This is a genomic window from Gemmatimonadaceae bacterium (genome assembly GCA_020846935.1).
Classification (GTDB): domain Bacteria; phylum Gemmatimonadota; class Gemmatimonadetes; order Gemmatimonadales; family Gemmatimonadaceae; genus RBC101.
Genome location: JADLCY010000002.1, coordinates 145,475 through 165,859 on the forward strand (window position 1 = coordinate 145,475; position 20,385 = coordinate 165,859).

The window sequence follows — 20,385 nt, forward strand, 5'->3', positions numbered from 1 at the left end:
CGCGTTCATCGCTCGCTGCAACGGTACACTCTGACGCGGCGAGCGTTCCTCGCACGGCCACATGCACGGAGCCCGGAGCGCCACATGGCCACCCCGGGCTCGCACTCACATGGACGAGCCCGTCGGGCTCACCGAATGCCGGCGCCGGTGATCGGCGCCACGTCACCCCACGGCATCGGTGGCAACTTGCGCTGGCGCGGCCACTCCTCGTCGAGTGTGCTTGCGTCGTAGAGCCGCCCGTTCAGCATGACTTTGCTGATCGAATTGGTGTTGCGAATGTCGGCAAGCGGATCGCGATCGAGCACGAGCAGGTCGGCCATCTTGCCGACTTCGAGCGAGCCGAGGTCGGTGTTCAGTCCAAGCGCTTCCGCTCCGCGAATCGTCGCGATCCGCAGGGTCTCGTGCGTGGAGAGACCACCGCTCTGCAGCATCCAGATCTCCCAGTGCATGCCGAGTCCCTGCAGCTGCCCGTGCGACCCGGCGCCGATCCGCCCACCGGCCTGCACCGCCTTTGCCACGTCCTGCGCGTGCTGCCAGAAGGAATACTCCTCCCTGAGGAACCAGCCGCCGGGGCCCGGGCTGCCGCCCGCTCCCGTACCGCGGCGCCGAATCTTGGCGGCAAAGTCCACCGGGTGGGTGAAGTACCTGAGCTTGCGGTCCTCGACGAGGTTCTCGTTGGTGTACCAGTAGTTCTCGCCGAACGGTCCGCCGTACGCGACGATGAGCGTCGGCGAGTTGGTCACCTGTGTGCCGCGATACCACTCGAACACGTCGTTGTACTTGGGCGTGATCGGGAGCGTGTGCTCGATGCCGGGGTAGCCGTCGATACCGTGCGTGATGTCGAGCTTGTGGTCCAGGCCACCTTCGGTCGTGGGCATGATGCCAAGCTTGCGGGCGGCCATGATCACCCATTGCCGCTGCTGCCGGTTGCCCGTCATGTACATCTTGAGCGTGTGGGTTCGGTAATAGTCGGCGTACTTGCGCAGCACCTGCTCGGCGTGCGTCGAGTCGCGGATCATGTCCCCGAGGAATACGCCGGGCCCTGTCGTATAGATGCGCGGGCCGACCATGTCACCCGTCTCCACGCGATCGCCGTATGTCAGGAAGTCGGTCACTGACGTCTGCGGATCGCGCGTGGTGGTCGTGCCGTAGGCCAGCGTCGTGAGGTACTGCCAGGTCTGCGTGTTGTGGATCTGGGGCGTGAGCCACTGCGGGTGGTAGTGCGTGTCCACGAAACCGGGGATGATCGTCTTGCCGGTCACGTTCACCTCACGGGCCCCGGCCGGTATCTGCACGGTTCCGCGGGCGCCGATGGCAACGATGCGGTTGTCGCGTACCACGATGTCCGCGTTCTCGATGATCTCGTTGCCCTTCATGGTCACGGCGCGCGCGCCACGCAGCACGGCGACACCGCGCGGGACGTCGCGTGCCGCGGTCACGATGATGCGTTGTTCCGCCGGCTTGTACCCGGGCGTCTCCTTGCGCGCACTGTCGGCGCGCGCCGTCGAGTCGCGACGCGATGAGTCGGGGCGCTGTGCCGCCTTGGCGCGCGCATCCGCCTTGAGCGAGTCATCGACGACTCTGGCACGATCGAGGTCGTAGCTCCAGACGGCATTGCCGAGTGCCCAGTGGACGCGACGCCCGTCACTGCTCCATGTGGGGAACTCGCCGCCGATCTCGTTGAGCTTGCGCACCGGCACGGCAGCGTTTGCCGGCATCGCCACGGAGACCGTAGGCGGCGTGGCGCCGGCCTGCGGGACGGTGATTGTGTACATGTCCATGCCGACGAGCGCGAGGGCCTGGTCACCGCGCGGCGCCATCATGACGAGTGCGGCGGGCGGTGGCTGCGGCGGCGCGGGCTCGGTGGGATCCTCGAGGTGCGTGGGCGCGCCGTCGCCGAATCCGGCGCGTGCGGCGCGACCGCCGAGCGTGATGCGCGACATGTTCTGCACCATTTGTCCATCGAGCGTGAGCTGCCCACCAGCGCCCGGCGGCAACGGCCCGGTCACCTTGAGGTGCGACCGGAGGTCGGTGCCGTCCCAGCGGAAGGAGACGAGTCCGTCCTGCCCACTGTAGGCAAAGATGCGCGTCGAATCCGTGGTGAAGTGCGCATTGCCGATGCCGCCCGACGGCATGATCCGCGTGGCGGGACCACCGGTGGCCGGGACCCAGACCAGGTCGGCCGCGGCCGGACCCCAGAACGCGGCGCCCGCCTCGATGACCTCGCGCGCCGCGGCCCGCGTCGCCACGATGCGCGAGCCGCTGGGCGACCATGCCAGGTCGGCGTAGAGTCCGCGCGCGGTGGTCAGCGTTCGCGTCGACCAGGTGCGACGCGCTGCATCCCAGTCCGCACGCACGACGTCGCCGCCGCGCTGATCATGCCACGTCGTCCACGCCAGCGAGCGACCATCGGGCGACCACGCCGGCCCAAACTCACCAACGTCGCCACCCGTCGAGACGCGGCGCGGGGTTCCGGCCGGCCAGTCCATCACGTACACGCGGTCGAGCGCCGAGAATGCGAGCTGCCGTCCATCGGGCGAGAGCGCGATGTCGCGCACCTGCTTCGCGGTGAGGTTCGCCGCCGTGTCCACCCGATACGTGAACTTCACCTCGGGGCCCAACGCCAGATCGACCTGCGCCGTGAACGGAATCTTCGCGGGCGCCGATCGGTCGATCGGCACGCGCCAGATTTCTCCGCCGTAGGTTACGACGATCGCACGCGAGTCGGGCGTGAACGAGTAACCGGGGTACGCGTCGAGTGGCGCGCGCGACTCGATGTCATCGCGCTGCACCGGGTACGCGAGCCACTCCTCGTCCTGCGTCTCCAGATTGCGGAGCCGAAGTCCGGTGCGGATCTCGTGACGCGCGGCATACACGAGCCACTTGCCGTCCGGTGAGAGCGCGGGGCGGAACGCGGAGGCCTGGCGCGTGGACATCTGTGCGGTCTTTCCGGTCTCGCGGTCATAGACGCCGAGCTGGAACTGCGCGCCAAGCGAGTTGTAGGTCCAGTCTCCGGAGCGGACCGCGTACCAGATATAGCGCGGGTCGCTGCCAAAGGCGGCGCCGAGGTACTTGAGCGGGCCGGTCGTGGTGCCTAACGGGACACCGTTGCCGCCGTCGACGTGGTACATCCAGAACTTGCCCGTCCCGAACTGGGAGCCCGAGCGGGAGGCCACGACATACTTGCCGTCCGGCGTCCATTCCGGCGAGACGTACTCGGCGTTGTTGCCCTTCGTGATCTGCGTCGTGTCCCGCCCGTCGAGCGACATGATCCAGACGTTGTCACCGCCGGATCGATCCGAGGTGAACACGACTCGCTTGCCGTCGGGGGAGAACCGCGGCTGCGCGTCGTAGGCGATGCCACTCGTCAGGCGCGTGGCTGTACCTCCGGTTATCGGCAGCGTGTAGAGGTCGCCCAGCAGGTCGAAGACGATGGTCTGCCCGTCGGGAGAGACGTCGAGGGAGATCCAGGTGCCCGTCGTGGTGGTAAAGCTGTGCGTGCGGGCGGCCTTGAGGGGCAGCGTGGTGGCCGCGGGGGCCGGCCCCTGTGCGTGGGCGGAGCCGGCGATGGCCAGCGCCGCGAGGAGCGCGGAAATGCGTCGCGTCATGTGGGAACCCTGAGGCTGGTGGCGTCGCTCGCGCGCGCGATGACCGTCGTGTTCGCAGGTCGCTGGCGACGCTGCAAGCATACGCGGCGCGTCGGGGTCGCGGCAGGGGCTCGCGTCATGGGTGGTGCGCGCACTCTTCGGCTCGCCGCTGACGGCGTTCTTCCCCGCCCCGCGGACGACGCTGTATCCCCGCCGGCCATGGACGCATCTATCTTTCGTCGCATGTCCCCCCCGACAGTCGTCGACACCGTGCGCCTCATGTTGGCGCACGCCGCGTGGGCCAACGCCCGCGCGCTCGCCGCGCTCCGCGAGACGCCAGGCAGCGACCCGACCGCGCTCGTGCAGATGGCCCATGTGCTCGCCGCTGAGCACACATGGCTCTCGCGGCTGCAGGGCACGGCACCGAGCGTCGCCGTGTGGCCGACCATCACGCTCGACGCCTGTGACGCCCTGGCGACGGCGAATGCCGCAGCGTTCGCCGCGCTGCTCGACGACGGCGAGCGCGCGCTGCAGCGCGACGTTACCTACACGAATAGTGCCGGCCGCACGTTCACCAGCCGCGCGCTCGACATCCTCCTGCACGTCGCGCTGCACGGCAGCTACCATCGCGGGACCACGGCCTTCGTCACGCGATCGAGCGGTGGTACGCCCGTGGCCACGGACTTCATCGCCTGGATCCGCGACACCGGGCGCGTCGGACGTCCCGATGCGGAGCGAACCCGTGCCGGCTGACGTCGCGTCGCCGGCGACGGCGCAAGCCGCTGCATCGCGCAGTTGGGCAGGGCTCTCGATCACGTTGATCGCGCGCGCCATTGCCAGCCCGCGGCTCGCCCGCGATCTGTTGCTCGTCGCCTGGCGATTCCGCGACCGCCGCTGGCTGCGCCGTTTCCCGTTCCTGCCCGTCCCGTCGCGACCGTACGTGCGCTGGCGGATGTACACGGCCTACGGCGATGCCAACGCGATTCCCCCGGTCGAGGACATCGTGCGCTACGCGCGCTGGGCCGGTCGAAGGTGAGCGCCGCCGCGGCCGTGCGCATCAAGGCCGAGGCGTACGCGCTGGGGTTCGACCTCGTTGGCATTGCGCGGTTGGGGCCCATGGAGACTGCGCCAGCCTTTCGCGCATGGCTGGACCGGGGGTACCACGGAACCATGGCCTGGATCGCGCGAGGCGACGGGAAGCGCGACGACACCCGGCGCGTGTACGACGGCGCGATGAGTGCGATCGTCGTCGGCATGAACTACGGCGGCACACAGCCCGCCGGACCCATCGCCCGCTACGCGCGCGGACGCGACTACCACGACGTGATGGTGGATCGCCTCAACGCGCTCCTCTCGCAGATCAGGACCATCGCGCCGGACGTGCGCGGCAAGCCGTACGTCGATACCGGCCCGATCCTCGAACGCGATCTCGCCCGTCGGGCCGGCCTTGGCTGGTTCGGAAAGAACACGAACCTCATCAATCCGAAACTGGGCTCGTTCTTCTTCATCGGGTCGTTGTTCACGGACCTCGACCTGCCGCCTGACGAGCCCTTTGCGACCGACCACTGCGGGTCGTGCACGCGCTGCCTGGCTGCGTGCCCGACCGACGCCTTCGAGCGTCCGGGCGTGCTCGATGCCACGAAGTGCATCTCGTTTCTCACCATCGAGCTGCGCGACGCCATACCGGTGCCCCTGCGTTCACGCATGCGCGGGCTCGTCTTTGGCTGTGACATCTGTCAGGAGGTGTGCCCCTGGAACGTGAAGTTCGCGCGCGACGTCACCGACGCCGAGCTGCAGCCGCGCCCGGACCTGACCACCGTGGACCCCGCCGAGCTGCTGACGCTGAGCGACGAAACGTTCCGCGCGAAGTTCCGCCACACGCCGGTCACGCGAGCCAAGCGGCGTGGTCTGGCGCGCAATGCCGCGGTCGCTCTCGATCAGCGCGCAGATCCCGCAGCAGCGGCCGCGTTACAGCAGGCCAGCAGCGATCCGGAGCCGCTCGTTCGCGAACACGCGCAGTGGGTGCAGGGGCGCATGTCCGCAGCACTGCCCGACCGCTGGTAACGCGCCCGGCGCGGCCTACAACCGCTCGACCAACGCGGCGATCTGCTCGGCGCCGCCGCTGGCGATCCAGGCCAGGCGCCCCTCGCGGTCAAACAGGTACACGCTGGATGGATGCACGATCTCGCCCGTGCGTTCATCCCGCTGCCGCCAGATGCCCCAGGCGTCCAACGTGGACTCGACGGCCTCCACCGAGCCACCGAGCAGGTGCGCGGACTGCGGCAGCGCCCACTGCGCGGCGAGATGAGGCAGGCGCGCCGGCGTGTCACGCCAGGGATCAAGCGTCACCACCATCAGTACGGGATCGGCATCGCGCACACGCTCCACTGCGCGCACCGCATCGCGTACCACCAGCGGGCATACGGTCTCGCAGTGTCCGTAGCCAAACGCTACCACCACCGGCCGCCCACGATACTGCGCGAGGCGTACGCGATCACCGCGCTGATCCACGAGGTCGAGCGTCGGCGCCGCACGCTGGAGTCGCTCGGGTACGGGCAGGAGGGCACTGCTGAGTTCCGCTGGCAGGATGGTGGGCCATGCGGCCGCCACGCGCGCGGATGCGGTGCCTGCGCCGGCGACGACCACGAGGGAGGCCAGCACCAGGATCCCGCGACCCACAGGTGAGCGCCGGAGAATGCCGAGCCCCTCGCGCACGGCGCCGCCCCACACGACCAACAGGAAGCCGAACATGGCGATAGGCTCTCCGATCAGCACGAGCCAGCCCGCAACACCCGGCAACCCATCGGGGGCCGCACCAAAACAGACTTCACGCGTAAGCGTCACCCAGTCGGGCGCGGCGTCGCCGGCCGGCCAGAGCGCCAGCGTCCACCACGCCACGGTGACCATGATGATCATCGCGAGCGCGCTGAGCGCGAGCGCCGGCCGGCGCGGCATCATCCGATCTTCCACACGAACGACAGCAGCTTCCAGTTGGTGAAGTAGTAGAGCACGAACGCCGCCAGGAACACGATCACCAGGACGACGGTCCCGGGCGTGGCCCCGAACACGCCGCGCTCCGGAGCGTGGAGCGCAGCGTTTCGTTCGTCAACGTCCGGCGAATGCCGGGGTGGCGTCACCAGGCCGGATGGGATTCCGTACTGCGGCATGAGCGGGCTCTTCCGAGGTGTAGGGTTTACCGAAGAAGACGGACCAGACAGTGATGAGGATGTAGCTGAACACGCTGAACGCCGCGATGAGGCCACCCAGGGCGACGAAGCCGAGCATGATGTTCACGGCCGGGTGGTACGCGACGTCAAAGGGCGCCTGCGCAAAGGTCACGTCCCAGTGGCGGCGCGGCGCGCCGAAGGTACCGGCGAAGGTCATCGACATGGTGAAGATCACCATGCCCGCGGCGAACAGGTACGGTTGCCACTGCGCCAGCCGCCAGAATGCCACCTGCTTGCGGAAGATCAGCGGAATCAGGTAGTACGTGACGCCCATGAAGGCCATGGCCGTGCCGGCAACCACGGTCGCGTGGAAGTGACCGGGGATGCGCAGGGTGTTGTGCGCGATGATGTTGATCTGCTCGGTCCCGAAGGTCACTCCGGTGATGCCGCCGACGAACCCGAAGATCACGATCGAGAAAATGAGGGCACTGAAGCCCGGATCGCCCCACGGCGCCCGCTTGAGCCACCCGAACATGCCATCGTTGAACCCACGCAGCCGCTGACCAAGCTCGATGCTCGCCGGCACCGTGAAGCCGTGCAGCAGACTCGCCAGCACCGCCATGTACATGAAGTAGCTCGTGTTCACCACCTTCCACGCCGGACTGAATCCCGGGTCCACCAGGAGGTGGTGCGCCGAGGCCATCGAGATGAAGAGGATGTAGAGCACGAACGCCGAGCGGCTGATCTTCTCGTTGAGCACCACGGCGCCCACGGTGAGTCCACCGAGCAGGTACCAGATCGCCACCATCGCCGCCACGTTGATCTGCTGCGTGGAGTGCCCGAGCGCCCACCACAGCATCCGGTAGATCTCGGGATCGACCGACGGGATCACGCCGATCGACCACAGGAACGTGGGGATGTAGACCGCCGCGCCATGCAGCAGGGTGATGACCGCGATGATCGCCGCGGTCATGGCCCCGTACACCACGAGTGGCACCGAGCCCTGGTACGTCTTCTCGCGCTTCGCGACCACCAGGGTCGCGAAGAAGATGCAGGTCTGCACCAGTGCGCCCACGGCAAACAGAATGATGCCGAGGTAGAACAGCGGGTGCGCCTTGAGCGGGACATACGACGTCATCAGCACGTCGGCGCGACCGCTCCACATCATCGCTTCGGTCAGCAGGGCCCCGACGAGCATGAGGGCGAAACCCGTCCACGCCACCCGGGGAGCCGCCACCCGGCTGTTCAGGAGCACGGCGCCCGCAAAATGGAGCACCGCCATCTCGAAGAAGATGATGAAGAAGATCAGCATGCTCACGCCGTGAACGGTGAGCACGCGGTAGAACCACGCCGCGGGCAGCAGGTGGACGGCGGGCCATCGCGTGAGCACGAGTCCCACGGCCGCGATCACGCCCACCAGCAGGGCCACGATCGCACAGACCGCATTGAACTTGATCAGCGCTTCTGCCTGATCCTGGATGTGTCGGCCCGTCGTCCCGCAGACGCGGAAGCCCGGTCGCAGGGGGGGCGCAAACGCGGGCCGATCAGCGGCGGTCGAGGTCATGGGCGCACCTCCTCGTGCGCGGTGCGGGCGTCCAGGATCCGCGCGTTGTCGGCCTGCGCGACTTCGCGACCCTGTTCATCGGTGACGATCACGCGGCCCACCATGGTGTGGTGGCCGATTCCACAGAACTCGTTGCAGACGATACGGAAGTCGCCGGCTTCGGTCGGCGTGACGCGGAGGCCGTAGTCGTAACCCGGCACGACCTGGAAGTTGATGTTCACGGGGTAGAGGTTGAATCCGTGATTCACATCCAGCGCCGACAGGTGGAGCGTGTACTCCACGCCCTTGCGGAGCTTGAGAATCGGTGTCCACTGGAAACTCAACGCCGTCAGGTAGATGTCGCTCCCTGGCGGCGGCTCCACGATCGGCATGCCGCGATCGGTTCCCACCTTGTAGGCGGCCGTGAACTCCATCGTGCGCTTGTAGAACGCCTGCGGGTCGACCTTGCGCCGGATGCCCGAGGGGTTCTGCCCGCCCTTCATGTGCCAGAGCGGCATCATGGCGAACAGCACCATGGACCACCCGAAGGCGATGCCGACCCACATCCTTTCCGTCTTGTGCGCGGGTTTCCACCACGTGCCGCGAGGGGACTCGAGCCCCGTGTGCGTATCGGTTGTCATGGCGGCTCAGGGGAGGGTGGCGGTCGGCATGGTGCTGATCTCCCACAACGCCCATCCGGTGTAGACCACGACCATGATGATGATCCCAACGATCAGCAGCAGGAACATGTTGTCGTAGAGTCGCTGACCGACCGGGGGAAGTGCGTCGCCATCGCCTGCGGGACCTGCGTCATCGCTGCGGGTCATGGATGACCTCGGGAAGGTCCGGCCGCGCCCCGTCGTGGCGCCACCGGGTGGCCTGGCAGGGCGCCTTCACCTCTTGCGAGGCGATGGCCGACGGGAAGCCCGAAGGGGGACGTGTTCGATCTCAGCGCCGCGCAGGAGGTCGGCGATGGTGGTGGTGGCGAAGAAGGCGTGGATCTGCTCGGAGATGATCTTCCAGCTCGCGTGTGCGGGGCACGGCTCCTGGTCTCCGCAGCGGTCGCCGCCAAGCAGGCAGTGACGTTCGCCGGCGGTACCGAACGGATCGACGACGACGTCCAGCGTGAGCACCTCGGCCGGCACGCCGAGCTGGAATCCCCCACCGGGCCCGAAGGTGGAAGTCACCACGCCGATGCGCGCCAGCTGGTGGAGCGTCTTGGAGAGGTAGTTCCGCGGCACATCCAGCGCCCGGGCGATGTCCCCCACGGGCACCGGCCGCTCGGCGCCGTTGTCGGCGATGTGCAGCACGGCGCGAAGCGCGTAGGTGGCGGTCTGCGAGAGCATGGATGGGATTCCTTGATTCTATCATGATGATATGATAGAATCGCCGGAACGCAAGAGTCCGTCGACCCATAACCTTCCGCTCCTCGTCATGGCGCTCCGCCCGGTCGCGATCGCCCCCGGCGTCACTGCGCGGCTCCTCGCCCGACTCGACGCGATGGCGAACCGCGTCTACGGATCGCGGTTCAATCCGCTCTACCGCAGCGGCACCATCACCGTGGCGATGCTCGCGGTGCTGCTCGTGACCGGCGTCTACCTGCTGCTCTTCTATCGGATCGGATCCCCGTACGCGTCGGTCGCGCGCATCACGGACCAGGCGTGGGCCGGCCGGTGGATCCGGGGCGTGCATCGGCTCTCATCGGATGCGGCGCTCATCACCGCCATCGTCCACGCGATCCGCATGTTCGCACAGCGGCGCACGTGGGGCCGGCGCGTCGTGCCGTGGGTCTCCGGCGTCGGGCTCGTGGCACTCATCCTCGTCTGCGGCTGGACGGGCTATGTAATGGTGTGGGATACGTTCGGCCAGATCATCGCCGTCGAAGGCGCGCGCATCCTGGATCTCGTGCCGCTGTTCTCCGAGCCGGTGGGCCGAGCGTTCGTCGGCCACCAGCCCGTCCCGGGCGCGTTCTTCTTTCTCAACCTGTTCCTGCACATTGCCCTGCCGATCGGCATGGGGATCGGCCTCATGCTGCACGTCTCGCGCGTGGCGCGGCCGCTGCTGTTTCCACCGCGACCCGTGATCGCCTGGTCAGTTGCCGCGCTCATCGTGGTGGCGGTCGTTCGACCGGTGATGCTCGCGCCCGAGGCCGATGCACTGCGACTTCCGGCGTCGGTCCCCATCGACGTCTTCTACGCGTTCTGGATTCCGGTGGCGCGCAACATCCCGGCGGCAGCGACCGTCGCCGGTTTTGCCGGGTTGCTGCTGCTGGCGTCGATCGTTCCGCGCCTTACCCGACCATCAAGAAACGACGAGCCTCCTGCGTCGGTCGTGGACGAGCGGGTGTGCACGGGGTGTGAGCAGTGTGTGCAGGACTGCCCGTACGAGGCGATTGCGATGATCGCGCGCAGCGATGACCGACCGACGCTCGTGGCGCGCGTGGATCCCTCGCGCTGCGTCAGTTGCGGCATCTGCGCCGGCTCATGCGCACCGATGGGCGTGGGCCCTGCCGGACGCACCGGGCGCGATCAGCTCGCCGCCGCGCGAGCGTTCGCGCAGCAGCACGCGGTGATGCCCTCGGACGTCGTCGTCATTGCCTGCTCTCGCGGGGCGGGGGACGCCGCACGCGATGCGCAGCTGGGCGCGCCGGTGTTCGCCGTCGACTGCGCGGGAAGCCTTCACACCTCCGTCGTCGAGCAGTTCCTGCAGGCCGGAGCGGGCGGCGTGCTGGTCCTCGCGTGCCCGCCCGAGGATTGCTGGAACCGTGAGGGCGCGGTGTGGCTGGAACAGCGCGTGTATCACGACCGCGAGGCCGAGCTGCAGGCGCGTGTGGACCGACGGCGCGTGGCCGTGGCCAACCTCACGCTCGCGGATCGCGCCGGGGCGCGCGCGGCGCTCGAGCGCCTCCGGGACGAGGTCCGGCGTCTGGACCGCGCCGCACCGGACGACATCGACCTGCTGCGCCTGTGTGATGCCGAGGCGGGCGTCGGCGGAGACGCGGCATGACGGTCGCGCGAATGGTTGTGCGCGCGGCGGCGCTTCTCGCGGCCGTCGGCGTCGTAGGGCAGCTCTCGGCCGTGCCGCTCCCCTCGACGAGGGAAAGCCAAAGCCTGCTGCGGCTTTCCTGGCGCGCGCGCGGTGAACGCCTGGAACGCTGCCGACCCGCCACCGCAACCGAACTGGCGAGCACACCAGCGCACATGCGGCAGGCCACCATCTGCGAAGGCGTGCGCGTGCCGCCGTACGAACTGCGGGTCGCCGTGGACGCGCAGGAACTCCGCAGCGGACTGGTCGCGGGGTCGGACGTGGCCGGTGATCGACCGATGTACGTCTTTCACGAGTTCGACCTCGCTCCCGGACGACATCACGTGCGTGTCGAACTCAAGCGGCGCGACGAGACCGCGCCCGCTGACACCAGCGACGCCCGATCGGCCGCGGTGCCGCGGCAGCTTCTGCTCGACACGACGATCGTGGCGATCGCGCGCGAAGTCGTGCTGGTAACCTACAACGAAGAAGCGCGACGGCTCGACCTGGTGACGCCGTCCAACCCGGAGGGTTCCCGATGAACGAGTACACCGGCGGCGCCGCCGCCTACCCCGCTCGTGGCGACGCGCCGGCGTCCGTCATACTTGCCCCGGCCGGATCGCCGCTCGTATCCACCCTGTGGCGAGTCGCGCAACTCGGCGGCGTTGCACTCACCCTCGTCCTGCTCGGCGGTCTGCTGACGTACCCGACGCAGACGCTGCACGTGCTCTGGGACATGGTGGTGCCGGTGCTCCCGGCCGTGTTCCTCGTAAATCCGATGATTTGGCGCAATGTCTGTCCGCTCGCCACGCTCAACGCGTTGCCGGGGCAGCGGCTGGGATCGCGCCTGCCCGGACCTGGCGCCTCGCGCGCGGCGTGGACGCTCGGCATCGTGCTGCTGTTCGTGATGGTACCGGCCCGGCGATTCCTGTTCAACACACACGGCGACCTCCTGGCGCTGACGATCGCCGCGGTCGCGGTACTGGCTCTGGTCGGGGGCATCGTCTTCTCGCGGCGCAGCGGATTCTGCAACGCCGTCTGTCCGGTACTCCCGGTCGAGAAGCTCTATGGTCAGTTCCCGCTGGCGAAGGTGGACACCGATCGCTGCCGCACGTGTACGCTGTGCGTTCCGGTGGGCTGCATCGACCTGGCAGGTACCAAGACCGTCGCGCAGACGGTGGGGCCGGCGCGCCGGCAGCGCGGCTGGCTCGCGACGGCGTTCGGGATCTTCGCCGCGGCGTTTCCGGGATTCATCGTCGCGTACTTCACGCTCGAGAACGGACCGATCGACACGGCGTGGAGCGTGTACGCACACGTCGCGCTCTATTCGGTCATCAGCTATGCGCTGGTTGCGGGCCTTGCGCTGGTTGGCAAGCTCAGCGCCACCACGCTGTTGCCGATCCTCGGCGGCGCGTCCTTCATGCTGTACTACTGGTACAGCGCACCAACGCTCGGCGCGGCCTATGGCGCTCCCGACGCGGGTGCGGTGTTCATTCGGCTTGGCGCGGCCGTGCTGACGTCGATCTGGCTCATGCGCGCGCTCAGGCGCAGCGCCTGAGTCACGCAGGGCGCGCGCTCGGGTCAGCGTTGATTCGCCACATGCTCAGGCGCACCGCCTGAGTCGCCCCGGTCGCGCGCGCCCGGTTGGCGGTCATCCGCCGCGCGCGAGTCGCACGGCGGCGATCACCAGGGCGAGGCCGAATACCGCGTTGATGCGCCCCAACAGCGCGGCGCGCCGCCGTGCGCGGAGCGCGTCCGCCGAGCCCGGCTCGGAGCGGCCAGCGGCGGGACCGATCGCGAAATCGTGAACGGCGCTGATGCCGAGCATGACCACGACACAGAGCAGTTTTCCTCCGAGCGCGTGCCCCATCGGCGTTGCCCAGAACGCGGGATCACCGAGCACACCGTCCCAGCGCAGGAGTCCGCGATAGTGCAGGTTGAAGACGCCGCTGACCACGAGCACCGCGATCGCTCCCCATCCCACGCTGCGGAAGCGAAGGCCGAGGTCGTGAAAGAGGCGCTGGCGCAACGCGGGCGGCTCGATGCGTCGCAGGACCGGCGCGCCGACGACGCCAAGGAAGAAGGCGCCGCCGAGCCAGAGTAGCGCAGCGAGTACGTGGATGGTGAGCGAGACCCAGTAGCCTGTCGGCATGCGAGCGACGAAGCGTCGGTGTGGTGCGCGCCTCAGACCGTTGCGTGCGCAGGGCGCGTGACTGCGGGAGCGCGTGCTGCGCTGCGCATCAAAGGTAGATGCGGTGCCGAGGCCGCTCAACGCAAGGCACAGCGTCCGGCACCCTGAGGGCAGGTTGCGGCGTTCCGACGCCCACGCGGTTTGCAACGCGGCCGGACGTGTGGCATCGTTGGATCGTGACGCCAACTCCCGCGCAACCCGCGCCCTCCGTGGCTGGCAAAGCCCGTCACGACGTGACGCTGCTCGACGATACCGTCGTCCACCTGTTCAATGAGGGGACGCTGGACCACGCGCACCGCGTCCTCGGCGCACACCTGCACGCGGCGGGCGGGATGACGGGGACGTACTTCGCGGTGTGGGCGCCGGATGCGCGAACGGTGTCGGTGGTCGCCGACTTCAACGAGTGGGATCGTACGCGGCACCCGATGAAGCGACATGGCGCGTCGGGCATCTGGGAAGTCTTCATCCCGGGTGTCGGCGCGGGCGCGCACTACAAGTACCACGTCGTGGGACGCACGGGCGGCTACCGCGTGGACAAGGCGGACCCCTACGGCGTGTGGTCGGAGGTGCCGCCGAAGACGGCGTCCATCGTGTGGGATCTGGCCTACGAGTGGGGCGACGCGACATGGATGGCGGCGCGCCGCACGCAGCGTGTGCTCGAGCGGCCGATGTCGATCTACGAAGTGCACCTCGGTTCGTGGATGCGCGTGACCGAGGAACGCAATCGCTCGATGACCTACCGCGAAATTGCCGGACCACTCGCCGACTACGTGGAACGCATGGGGTTCACGCACGTGGAGCTCATGCCGGTGATGGAGCATCCGTACTACGGTTCGTGGGGCTATCAGGTCACCGGGTACTTCGCGGCAACGAGCCGGTACGGCACGCCGCAGGATCTGATGTACCTGGTGGACACGCTGCACCAGCGCGGCATCGGCGTGATTTTTGACTGGGTGCCGTCGCACTTCCCCACCGACGCACACGGCCTTTCGTACTTCGACGGGACTCACCTCTACGAGCACGCCGACCCGCGAAAGGGGTATCACCCGGACTGGGGCAGTTACGTCTTCAACTACGGCCGCTACGAGGTGCAGAACTTCCTGCGCAGCAATGCGCAGTTCTGGCTGGAGACGTATCACGCCGACGGCCTGCGCGTGGACGCGGTGGCGTCGATGCTCCATCTCGACTTTTCGCGGAAGGAAGGCGAGTGGATCCCCAACAAGTACGGCGGCAACGAAAACCTCGAAGCGGTCGACTTTCTCCGTCGGCTCAACGAAGGGGTGTACCGCGATCATCCGGACGCCGTCACCATCGCCGAGGACTCCACCGCGTGGCCGCTCGTGTCGCGGCCGGTCTATGTTGGTGGCCTTGGCTTTGGCATGAAGTGGGACATGGGGTGGATGCACGATTCGCTCGCCTACTTTGCGCTCGACCCGATTCATCGCCGGTTCCATCACCAGAAGGTGACGTTCCGGATGATGTACGCCTTTGCCGAGAACTACGTGCTCTCGCTTTCGCACGACGAGGTCGTGCACATGAAGGGGTCGCTGCTTCACAAGATGGCCGGCGACGAGTGGCAGCAGCGGGCAAACCTGCGATGCCTGCTGGGCTGGATGTACGGGCAGCCGGGAAAGAAGCTGCTGTTCATGGGCTGCGAGTTCGGGCAGCGCGCGGAGTGGAACCACGAGCGGAGTCTGGACTGGCACCTGCTCCAGTACGCTGACCACCAGGGCTTGCAACGCTGGGTCACGGCGCTCAACACGTTGTATCGCGACGTGCCCGCCATGCACGAACGTGACACGCACGCCGACGGGTTCTCGTGGGTGGACTGCAGCGACGCGGACCAGGGCGTGGTGAGCTTCCTGCGCTACGGTGTCGACCGGAGTCAGCCGGTGCTGGCGGTGTACAACTTCACGCCGGTGCCGCGGCGCAATTACCGGATCGGCGTGCCGGCGAGCGATGCGTGGGACGAAGTTCTCAACAGCGACGATCGGTCATACGGCGGCTCTGGCATGGGCAACGGCGGTCGCGCAGCGACGAGCGACGATGGGCGTCACGGCCATCCCTGCTCGATCGTCCTGACGCTGCCGCCGCTCGCGGTGCTGTTCCTGCGCCCGGTGCCGGGCCTGCGCGTTGCGACGCCGCCGTCCAAGGGGAGCGCAGGGTCAGCCGAGCCCGTGCCTGACGAGAGTGTGGCTGACGAGAACGTGCCTGGCGAGAGCGCGCCTGACGAGGGCGTTCCTGACGAGACGGCGCCGACCGACGCTTCGTGACACGGACGCACGCCGGGCGTCGCCGCTGGTGCCGTGACTACCGATGTACCAGGCCGTACCCCTGTGGCGGTCGGTCAAGGGGGCCCACGAGGTAGACGCGCGCTCCAACTATTCGCAGCGTCTCTGGAAGATGCGGCGTGGCGACGCGTCCACCATCCCGAAGATCGATGACCCAGGTACCGGCGTCGCGCCGGACCAGCCCATCGTGCGCCGACACCCCTCCGACCGCGCGCACGATGAACGACGCCACCTCGAACGTGGCGGGTGCGGGCAGGGCCGGCCCTGCGGCCGCGCGGCGCGTGCCGGCGACGACGATCTCGATACCGCCGAGCGACGCGAGCACGTCGCGCCCCGCCCCAACGAGCTGGAGCCGCTCAGCGTCCTGCACGAGCGTCACCGTGGCGGGCTCACTGCCGACCACCTCGATCGTGCCGCGCGCCGTGTCGGCGAGGGCCGGACCTGACGCGCGGCTGCGGGAGCACGCGCCCGCCAGCAGGACCGCAAGCAACGCGACCGTCTTCATGGGAGCCGGAGGACCGCGATGCGCAGGTCCGGCTGGGCATCGATGCTTCCGATGCCGTGGAGCCCGAGCAGTTGCAGCGCTCCCGTGCCGGACAGCTCGAAATACGCGTGTGACCCACCGCGAATGCCGCGCTGTTGCAGCGTGAACGCGCCCATCGCTACCGGTGTCGGGCGTATCGGATACTGCGTGTTCCATCGCGCCGTCCATGCAGGAGACGCGTTCAGCCCGGCGTAGATGTCGCGGAGGTTCCAGGACGGAAACCGCACGTCGGGGTCTGGCGATGCCATGCCCGGGTAGTCGTCGGCAGCGAGCGCGAGGCCCCATCCGCCGATCAGGCGGTCCATCGATACGCCGGCAACGGCCGCGAGGTTCGTGGTGCCGTTCGTCCTCGCGTTGGTCAGTGCGCCGAGAAATGCCTCGTCGGAGCTGCCATACCGATCGATGGTGTAGCGCACGAGTGACCAGGTGGTCTGGTAGAAGACGCTGCCTGCCTGACCGGTTGCGGTGCCATACGGTGACCAGTTCCACGGCTCCACGAGTTTGTCGCGAATCTCGTTGAAGTGGCGTCGCATCCCGTACCCGGGACGACGGAGCGTGTCACTTGCGTTGCACGTCGCGTCGGTCAGGTGAAAGTCGCAGTAGACGCCGTTCGTCGTGGCGGTGCCGAATCCCACGTTGGCCTTCCAGGACACGCGATGCATCGACTGGCGCACCCACAGTTCCTCGGCGTGGCGTGCGGTGCCCTCCTCCAGCCACGATTGCTCAAAGCTCGGCGCGCCGTTCGCCACGCGGGCGGCCATCGACGCGATGTGCTTGACCTCGTGCACGACGGTTCGTGACATGAACGCGAACCAGCCGTCCGGGACGGCGGTGCTTCCGGGGTTGCTCCCGCTCGCCGTCGGGACGAATCCATAGAAGTACTCACCGACGTTGCTGCCACGCGATTGCGTCCTCGGGAACTGATCGCACGCCGTGACGTAGGCCGCGGCGTTCGTCGGGTTCAGGCGTTGGCTGAACACCATGTGCAACACCCCGTCAGCATCGGTCTCCGCGTCGCGGCGCAATGGATCACCAAACGCGCGCTTCACGACGTCGTACTGTTCCTGATCGAAGATCCTCCCGAGCCGCTGATAGGCCCTGGCGAGTGCGGAGTCCGCGGTAGAGAGGAGGCCATTCGCTGAGTCCTCCCAGACCACGCTCCTGGTGCCCACGTAGATCGCACGGGCCCGGATCACCTCGGTCGTGTCGTTGCAGCCGCGCGAGAAGGTGTAGTATACGCTGCGCATGTCGCCGAGCGTGGGCGCCTGACGAGTCACCCTCGCAAGCGCGCGGGCGGTCGTATTGTGACGGCCCCGCAGCGAGGCATACACGGCGCGATTGCGCTCGAGCACGGCCAGATGGCCATCGTCAGGCGACGGCTCGGTCCGCGCTGGCCCGATCGAGCGAGGCGCCACGATCATCGCTGGTGGGGCTTCCGCGATACCGGCCGCGTTGCCGTCCAGCGTCGCGTCCACGCTGACGTTGGCCGAGGTGCCGGCGCTGAAGAGCGCCACCAGGTACCGTGCGTTGCCTGCCACCGGGGCGAGCGCGTTGCACGCGGCCTCGTCGCGGGAGGTGGCGACGAAGGACTGGCCAACCGCCAACGTCCGGAGCGGGGTCGTCACCACGCGTGTCACGACCGCATCGCGTCCGGATCCGTCCGACACTCTGACGTCCTGCGGGCCGCCGGCCACGCACGGCACGACGACGCGCAGGTCATTCCCCTGTGCCGAAATCACCGGAGTGTTCACTCCGCCGACCGCGACGCGAAGTTCGTTCACCAGCACCGCGCCGCGCACCGTGATGGTGATGCGTGACCCCGGCACGAGCGGTGTTGGGCTCACGCTGTCGATCGTGAGTCTGGCGTTGGGGTCGAGCACCAGGACGGTGGCGGTCCCCACGCGCGTCTCGCTCTGCGCGGTGATCGTCGCCGTCCCGGGGCTCAGGGCCGTCACCACGCCCTGCGCGCTCACGGACGCGACATCGGGTACGTTCGACGTCCACGTGACGGCGCGATCGGTGAGCTGGAATCCGTTCTGATCGCGAAGGTCGGCCGTCAGCGGCAGCGTGCCTCCGATCCGCAGGGAGCTTGTCGACGGTGTGACATTCACCGACCACACCGGAACCGGTCGCACCGTCACCAGCGCGGTGCCGGTCTTGCCCTCACGCGTGGCGCGGATGGGCGCCGCGCCCGGCGCCACGCCGATCACGAGGCCGCGCGCGTCGACCGTGGCGAGGTCGGGTCGAGCGGACTCCCAGGTGACCGGACGATCCAACAATGGATTGCCGGCGCCATCCTGCACCGTCGCGATCAGCAGCACGCTTTCGCCGGTGATGACCGTGGCGGTTGCCGGCGTCACCGTTACCGATGCGGCCACGACAGCCTTCTGCGACTCCCCGCACGCAGCGGCCCCGACGAGCAGCAGCAACCGTCCAACCCTTGACCGCATGCGCCGTCCCCTCACAGTCGTGAATGGTGCCCGCTGCTCACAAGCGGTCGAGCCCGCGAAGCAGGCGGGCAAAGAAGTCGACCGAGGTCGCAAAATCCGAGACTCCCACGCGCTCGTTCACCCCATGTACCCGCGCCCGGTCGCCATCGCCCAACGGAATCGGCAGGAACCGGTAGACTCGATCGCTGTGCGGCCCCCAGAACTTGGCGTCGGTGCCACCCATGACGAGATACGGAATCACGGGAGGCGCTTCACCGGACGTCATGGACTGAATCGTATGCTGTAGCAGGGTCCACGCCGGGGAGTCCGTACCAGACACCGGAGATGGATCCACGCCCACGCTGTCGAGCAGGGCCACGGTGACCAGGGTGTCGTTCACCACCGCGATCACGCGCTCGCGCACCGACTGCACGGTCTCCCCGGGGCGGATGCGGAAGTTGACCACGGCCTCGGCTTCGGGCGGGAGCACGTTGTCCTTGACGCCCGCGTTGAGCATGGTGGGCGCCGTGGTAGTGCGCGTGAGCGCCGCACTCAGTGGGTTGCTCTGCAGTCCCTTGAGGACCAACGGGCGCGTGAGCCAGAGGTTGGCCAGCGCCAGGCGCTGACCGAACGGCAGCCAGGGCGCCATCGCACGCACCATGCCTTCGGACGGTCCGTCGAGCGACGAGGGGAACGGCGTTGCTTCGAGCGCGGCCACGGCGCGACTCAACGCGCCCACCGCGGTCCGCTCCGTCGGCATCGACGAGTGACCGCCTTCTGCCTTGGCCGTGAGCCTGAGGCTCACGTAGCCCTTTTCCGCGATGCCGACGACGGCCGCACGCTGCGCGATCCCGGGCAGGATGCCGGTCCCCATGAATCCGCCTTCGTCCAGCACGATCGCCGGCTTCACGCCGCGCGAAACGAGCTGCTCGACGATCTTGCGTGCGCCATATCGACCGCCGACTTCCTCATCGTGACCGAACGTGAGGTACACCGTGCGCGGCGGACGGTATCCGGTGGCGAGCAACGCCTCGACGGCCTCCATCACTGCAAACACCGTGGACTTGTCGTCGAGCGCACCGCGACCCCACACGAACCCATCGGAGATGTCACCGGAGAACGGCGCATGGGTCCATTCCGAACGGTTCACCTCGGGCACCGGCACGACGTCGAGGTGCCCCATGATCACTGCCGGGGCCAACGTGGTATCCGCACCACTCCACGTGTACACGAGGCTCAGGCCCGCCACCGTTTCGCGTCGCAGTGTCGCGTGAATGCGCGGATACGTGGTCGCCAGGTATCCGTGCAGTCCGAGAAAGGCCGCGGTGTCGATCGGTCCGCCGGAACTGAGCGAGACCGTAGCGAACTTCAGCGCGCCGGCGAGGTGCGCCGCTGCGGCGGCGGTGTCGATGGGCGCCGGTGGCAGCGCGGGGACGCCCGATTCGGCGACCGCCGGTGGCACAACGCCCATCGTGCGCACGATCATCACCCCCGCGACGGCCGCGAGGACGAGGGCAATGGCGGCAAACACGCGCTTCATCGGGGCCTTCTCCGGCGGTTCGGGTGAAGAAATGTGCCCCGCCTCGAGCCGTGACACCAGCAACGCATC

The 20,385-nt window shown here is 68.2% G+C and carries 16 protein-coding genes and 1 pseudogene; 7 read left to right on the forward strand and 10 right to left on the reverse strand.

What is annotated here, in order from left to right:
• Window positions 1-128: 128 nt before the first annotated feature.
• Window positions 129-3,608, reverse strand: a complete 3,480-nt coding sequence (locus IT361_04570) for a PD40 domain-containing protein (GenBank protein MCC6316947.1) — start codon at window positions 3,606-3,608, stop codon at window positions 129-131.
• 222 nt (window positions 3,609-3,830) lie between these two features.
• Here IT361_04570 and IT361_04575 point away from each other — a divergent pair, with 222 nt between their 5' ends.
• From IT361_04575 to queG, 3 genes are read left to right on the forward strand one after another with little or no spacing between them, the layout of a single operon-like run.
• Entirely contained in the window at window positions 3,831-4,340 is a 510-nt protein-coding gene (locus tag IT361_04575; protein ID MCC6316948.1) for a damage-inducible protein DinB, read from the forward strand.
• Entirely contained in the window at window positions 4,330-4,623 is a 294-nt protein-coding gene (locus IT361_04580; GenBank protein MCC6316949.1) for a hypothetical protein, read from the forward strand. Before IT361_04575 ends, IT361_04580 begins: the two co-directional genes overlap by 11 nt.
• The gene (queG, locus tag IT361_04585) at window positions 4,620-5,651 is read left to right on the forward strand and encodes a tRNA epoxyqueuosine(34) reductase QueG (protein ID MCC6316950.1); all 1,032 of its coding nucleotides are present in this window, start codon (window positions 4,620-4,622) and stop codon (window positions 5,649-5,651) included. Before IT361_04580 ends, queG begins: the two co-directional genes overlap by 4 nt.
• Before the next feature lie 15 nt (window positions 5,652-5,666).
• On the opposite strand, the gene IT361_04590 is transcribed toward queG, so the two are convergent.
• The 5 genes and pseudogenes from IT361_04590 to IT361_04610 all read right to left on the reverse strand — a co-directional run bounded on the left by IT361_04590 (window position 5,667) and on the right by IT361_04610 (window position 9,643).
• Window positions 5,667-6,545, reverse strand: coding sequence for an SCO family protein (locus tag IT361_04590; GenBank protein ID MCC6316951.1), 879 nt, complete (start codon window positions 6,543-6,545; stop codon window positions 5,667-5,669).
• Window positions 6,542-8,318 (reverse strand): annotated as a pseudogene (locus IT361_04595) (cbb3-type cytochrome c oxidase subunit I). The gene IT361_04590 and the pseudogene IT361_04595 overlap by 4 nt, the downstream one beginning before the upstream one ends.
• Entirely contained in the window at window positions 8,315-8,938 is a 624-nt protein-coding gene (locus IT361_04600; protein MCC6316952.1) for a cytochrome c oxidase subunit II, read from the reverse strand. Before IT361_04600 ends, IT361_04595 begins: the two are co-directional and overlap by 4 nt.
• 6 nt (window positions 8,939-8,944) lie before the next feature.
• Window positions 8,945-9,124 (reverse strand): hypothetical protein, encoded by a 180-nt coding sequence (locus tag IT361_04605; protein MCC6316953.1) that lies wholly within the window; start codon window positions 9,122-9,124, stop codon window positions 8,945-8,947.
• Between the two features lie 66 nt (window positions 9,125-9,190).
• Window positions 9,191-9,643, reverse strand: a complete 453-nt coding sequence (locus IT361_04610; protein MCC6316954.1) for an Rrf2 family transcriptional regulator — start codon at window positions 9,641-9,643, stop codon at window positions 9,191-9,193.
• Window positions 9,644-9,731: 88 nt separating this feature from the next.
• Here IT361_04610 and IT361_04615 point away from each other — a divergent pair, with 88 nt between their 5' ends.
• From IT361_04615 to IT361_04625, 3 genes are read left to right on the forward strand one after another with little or no spacing between them, the layout of a single operon-like run.
• The gene (locus IT361_04615) at window positions 9,732-11,303 is read left to right on the forward strand and encodes a hydrogenase iron-sulfur subunit (protein ID MCC6316955.1); all 1,572 of its coding nucleotides are present in this window, start codon (window positions 9,732-9,734) and stop codon (window positions 11,301-11,303) included.
• Window positions 11,300-11,863 (forward strand): hypothetical protein, encoded by a 564-nt coding sequence (locus IT361_04620; GenBank protein ID MCC6316956.1) that lies wholly within the window; start codon window positions 11,300-11,302, stop codon window positions 11,861-11,863. The genes IT361_04615 and IT361_04620 overlap by 4 nt, the downstream gene beginning before the upstream one ends.
• Entirely contained in the window at window positions 11,860-12,879 is a 1,020-nt protein-coding gene (locus IT361_04625) for a hypothetical protein (GenBank protein MCC6316957.1), read from the forward strand. The genes IT361_04620 and IT361_04625 overlap by 4 nt, the downstream gene beginning before the upstream one ends.
• Before the next feature lie 93 nt (window positions 12,880-12,972).
• Here IT361_04625 and IT361_04630 read toward each other — a convergent pair whose 3' ends face one another.
• Complete coding sequence (locus IT361_04630) at window positions 12,973-13,473, reverse strand: CopD family protein (protein ID MCC6316958.1); 501 nt, start codon at window positions 13,471-13,473, stop codon at window positions 12,973-12,975.
• A gap of 98 nt (window positions 13,474-13,571) precedes the next feature.
• Between IT361_04630 and glgB the strand changes: the two genes are divergently transcribed.
• Window positions 13,572-15,785 carry a 1,4-alpha-glucan branching protein GlgB gene (glgB, locus tag IT361_04635; protein MCC6316959.1) on the forward strand — a complete coding sequence of 738 codons (2,214 nt, stop codon included), beginning with the start codon at window positions 13,572-13,574 and terminating at the stop codon, window positions 15,783-15,785.
• Window positions 15,786-15,822: 37 nt separating this feature from the next.
• Here glgB and IT361_04640 read toward each other — a convergent pair whose 3' ends face one another.
• From IT361_04640 to IT361_04650, 3 genes are read right to left on the reverse strand one after another with little or no spacing between them, the layout of a single operon-like run.
• Window positions 15,823-16,308, reverse strand: a complete 486-nt coding sequence (locus IT361_04640; GenBank protein MCC6316960.1) for a hypothetical protein — start codon at window positions 16,306-16,308, stop codon at window positions 15,823-15,825.
• Window positions 16,305-18,797 carry an Ig domain-containing protein gene (locus IT361_04645; GenBank protein ID MCC6316961.1) on the reverse strand — a complete coding sequence of 831 codons (2,493 nt, stop codon included), beginning with the start codon at window positions 18,795-18,797 and terminating at the stop codon, window positions 16,305-16,307. Before IT361_04645 ends, IT361_04640 begins: the two co-directional genes overlap by 4 nt.
• A 37-nt stretch (window positions 18,798-18,834) precedes the next feature.
• The gene (locus IT361_04650) at window positions 18,835-20,316 is read right to left on the reverse strand and encodes a M20/M25/M40 family metallo-hydrolase (GenBank protein ID MCC6316962.1); all 1,482 of its coding nucleotides are present in this window, start codon (window positions 20,314-20,316) and stop codon (window positions 18,835-18,837) included.
• Between the last annotated feature and the right edge of the window lie 69 nt (window positions 20,317-20,385).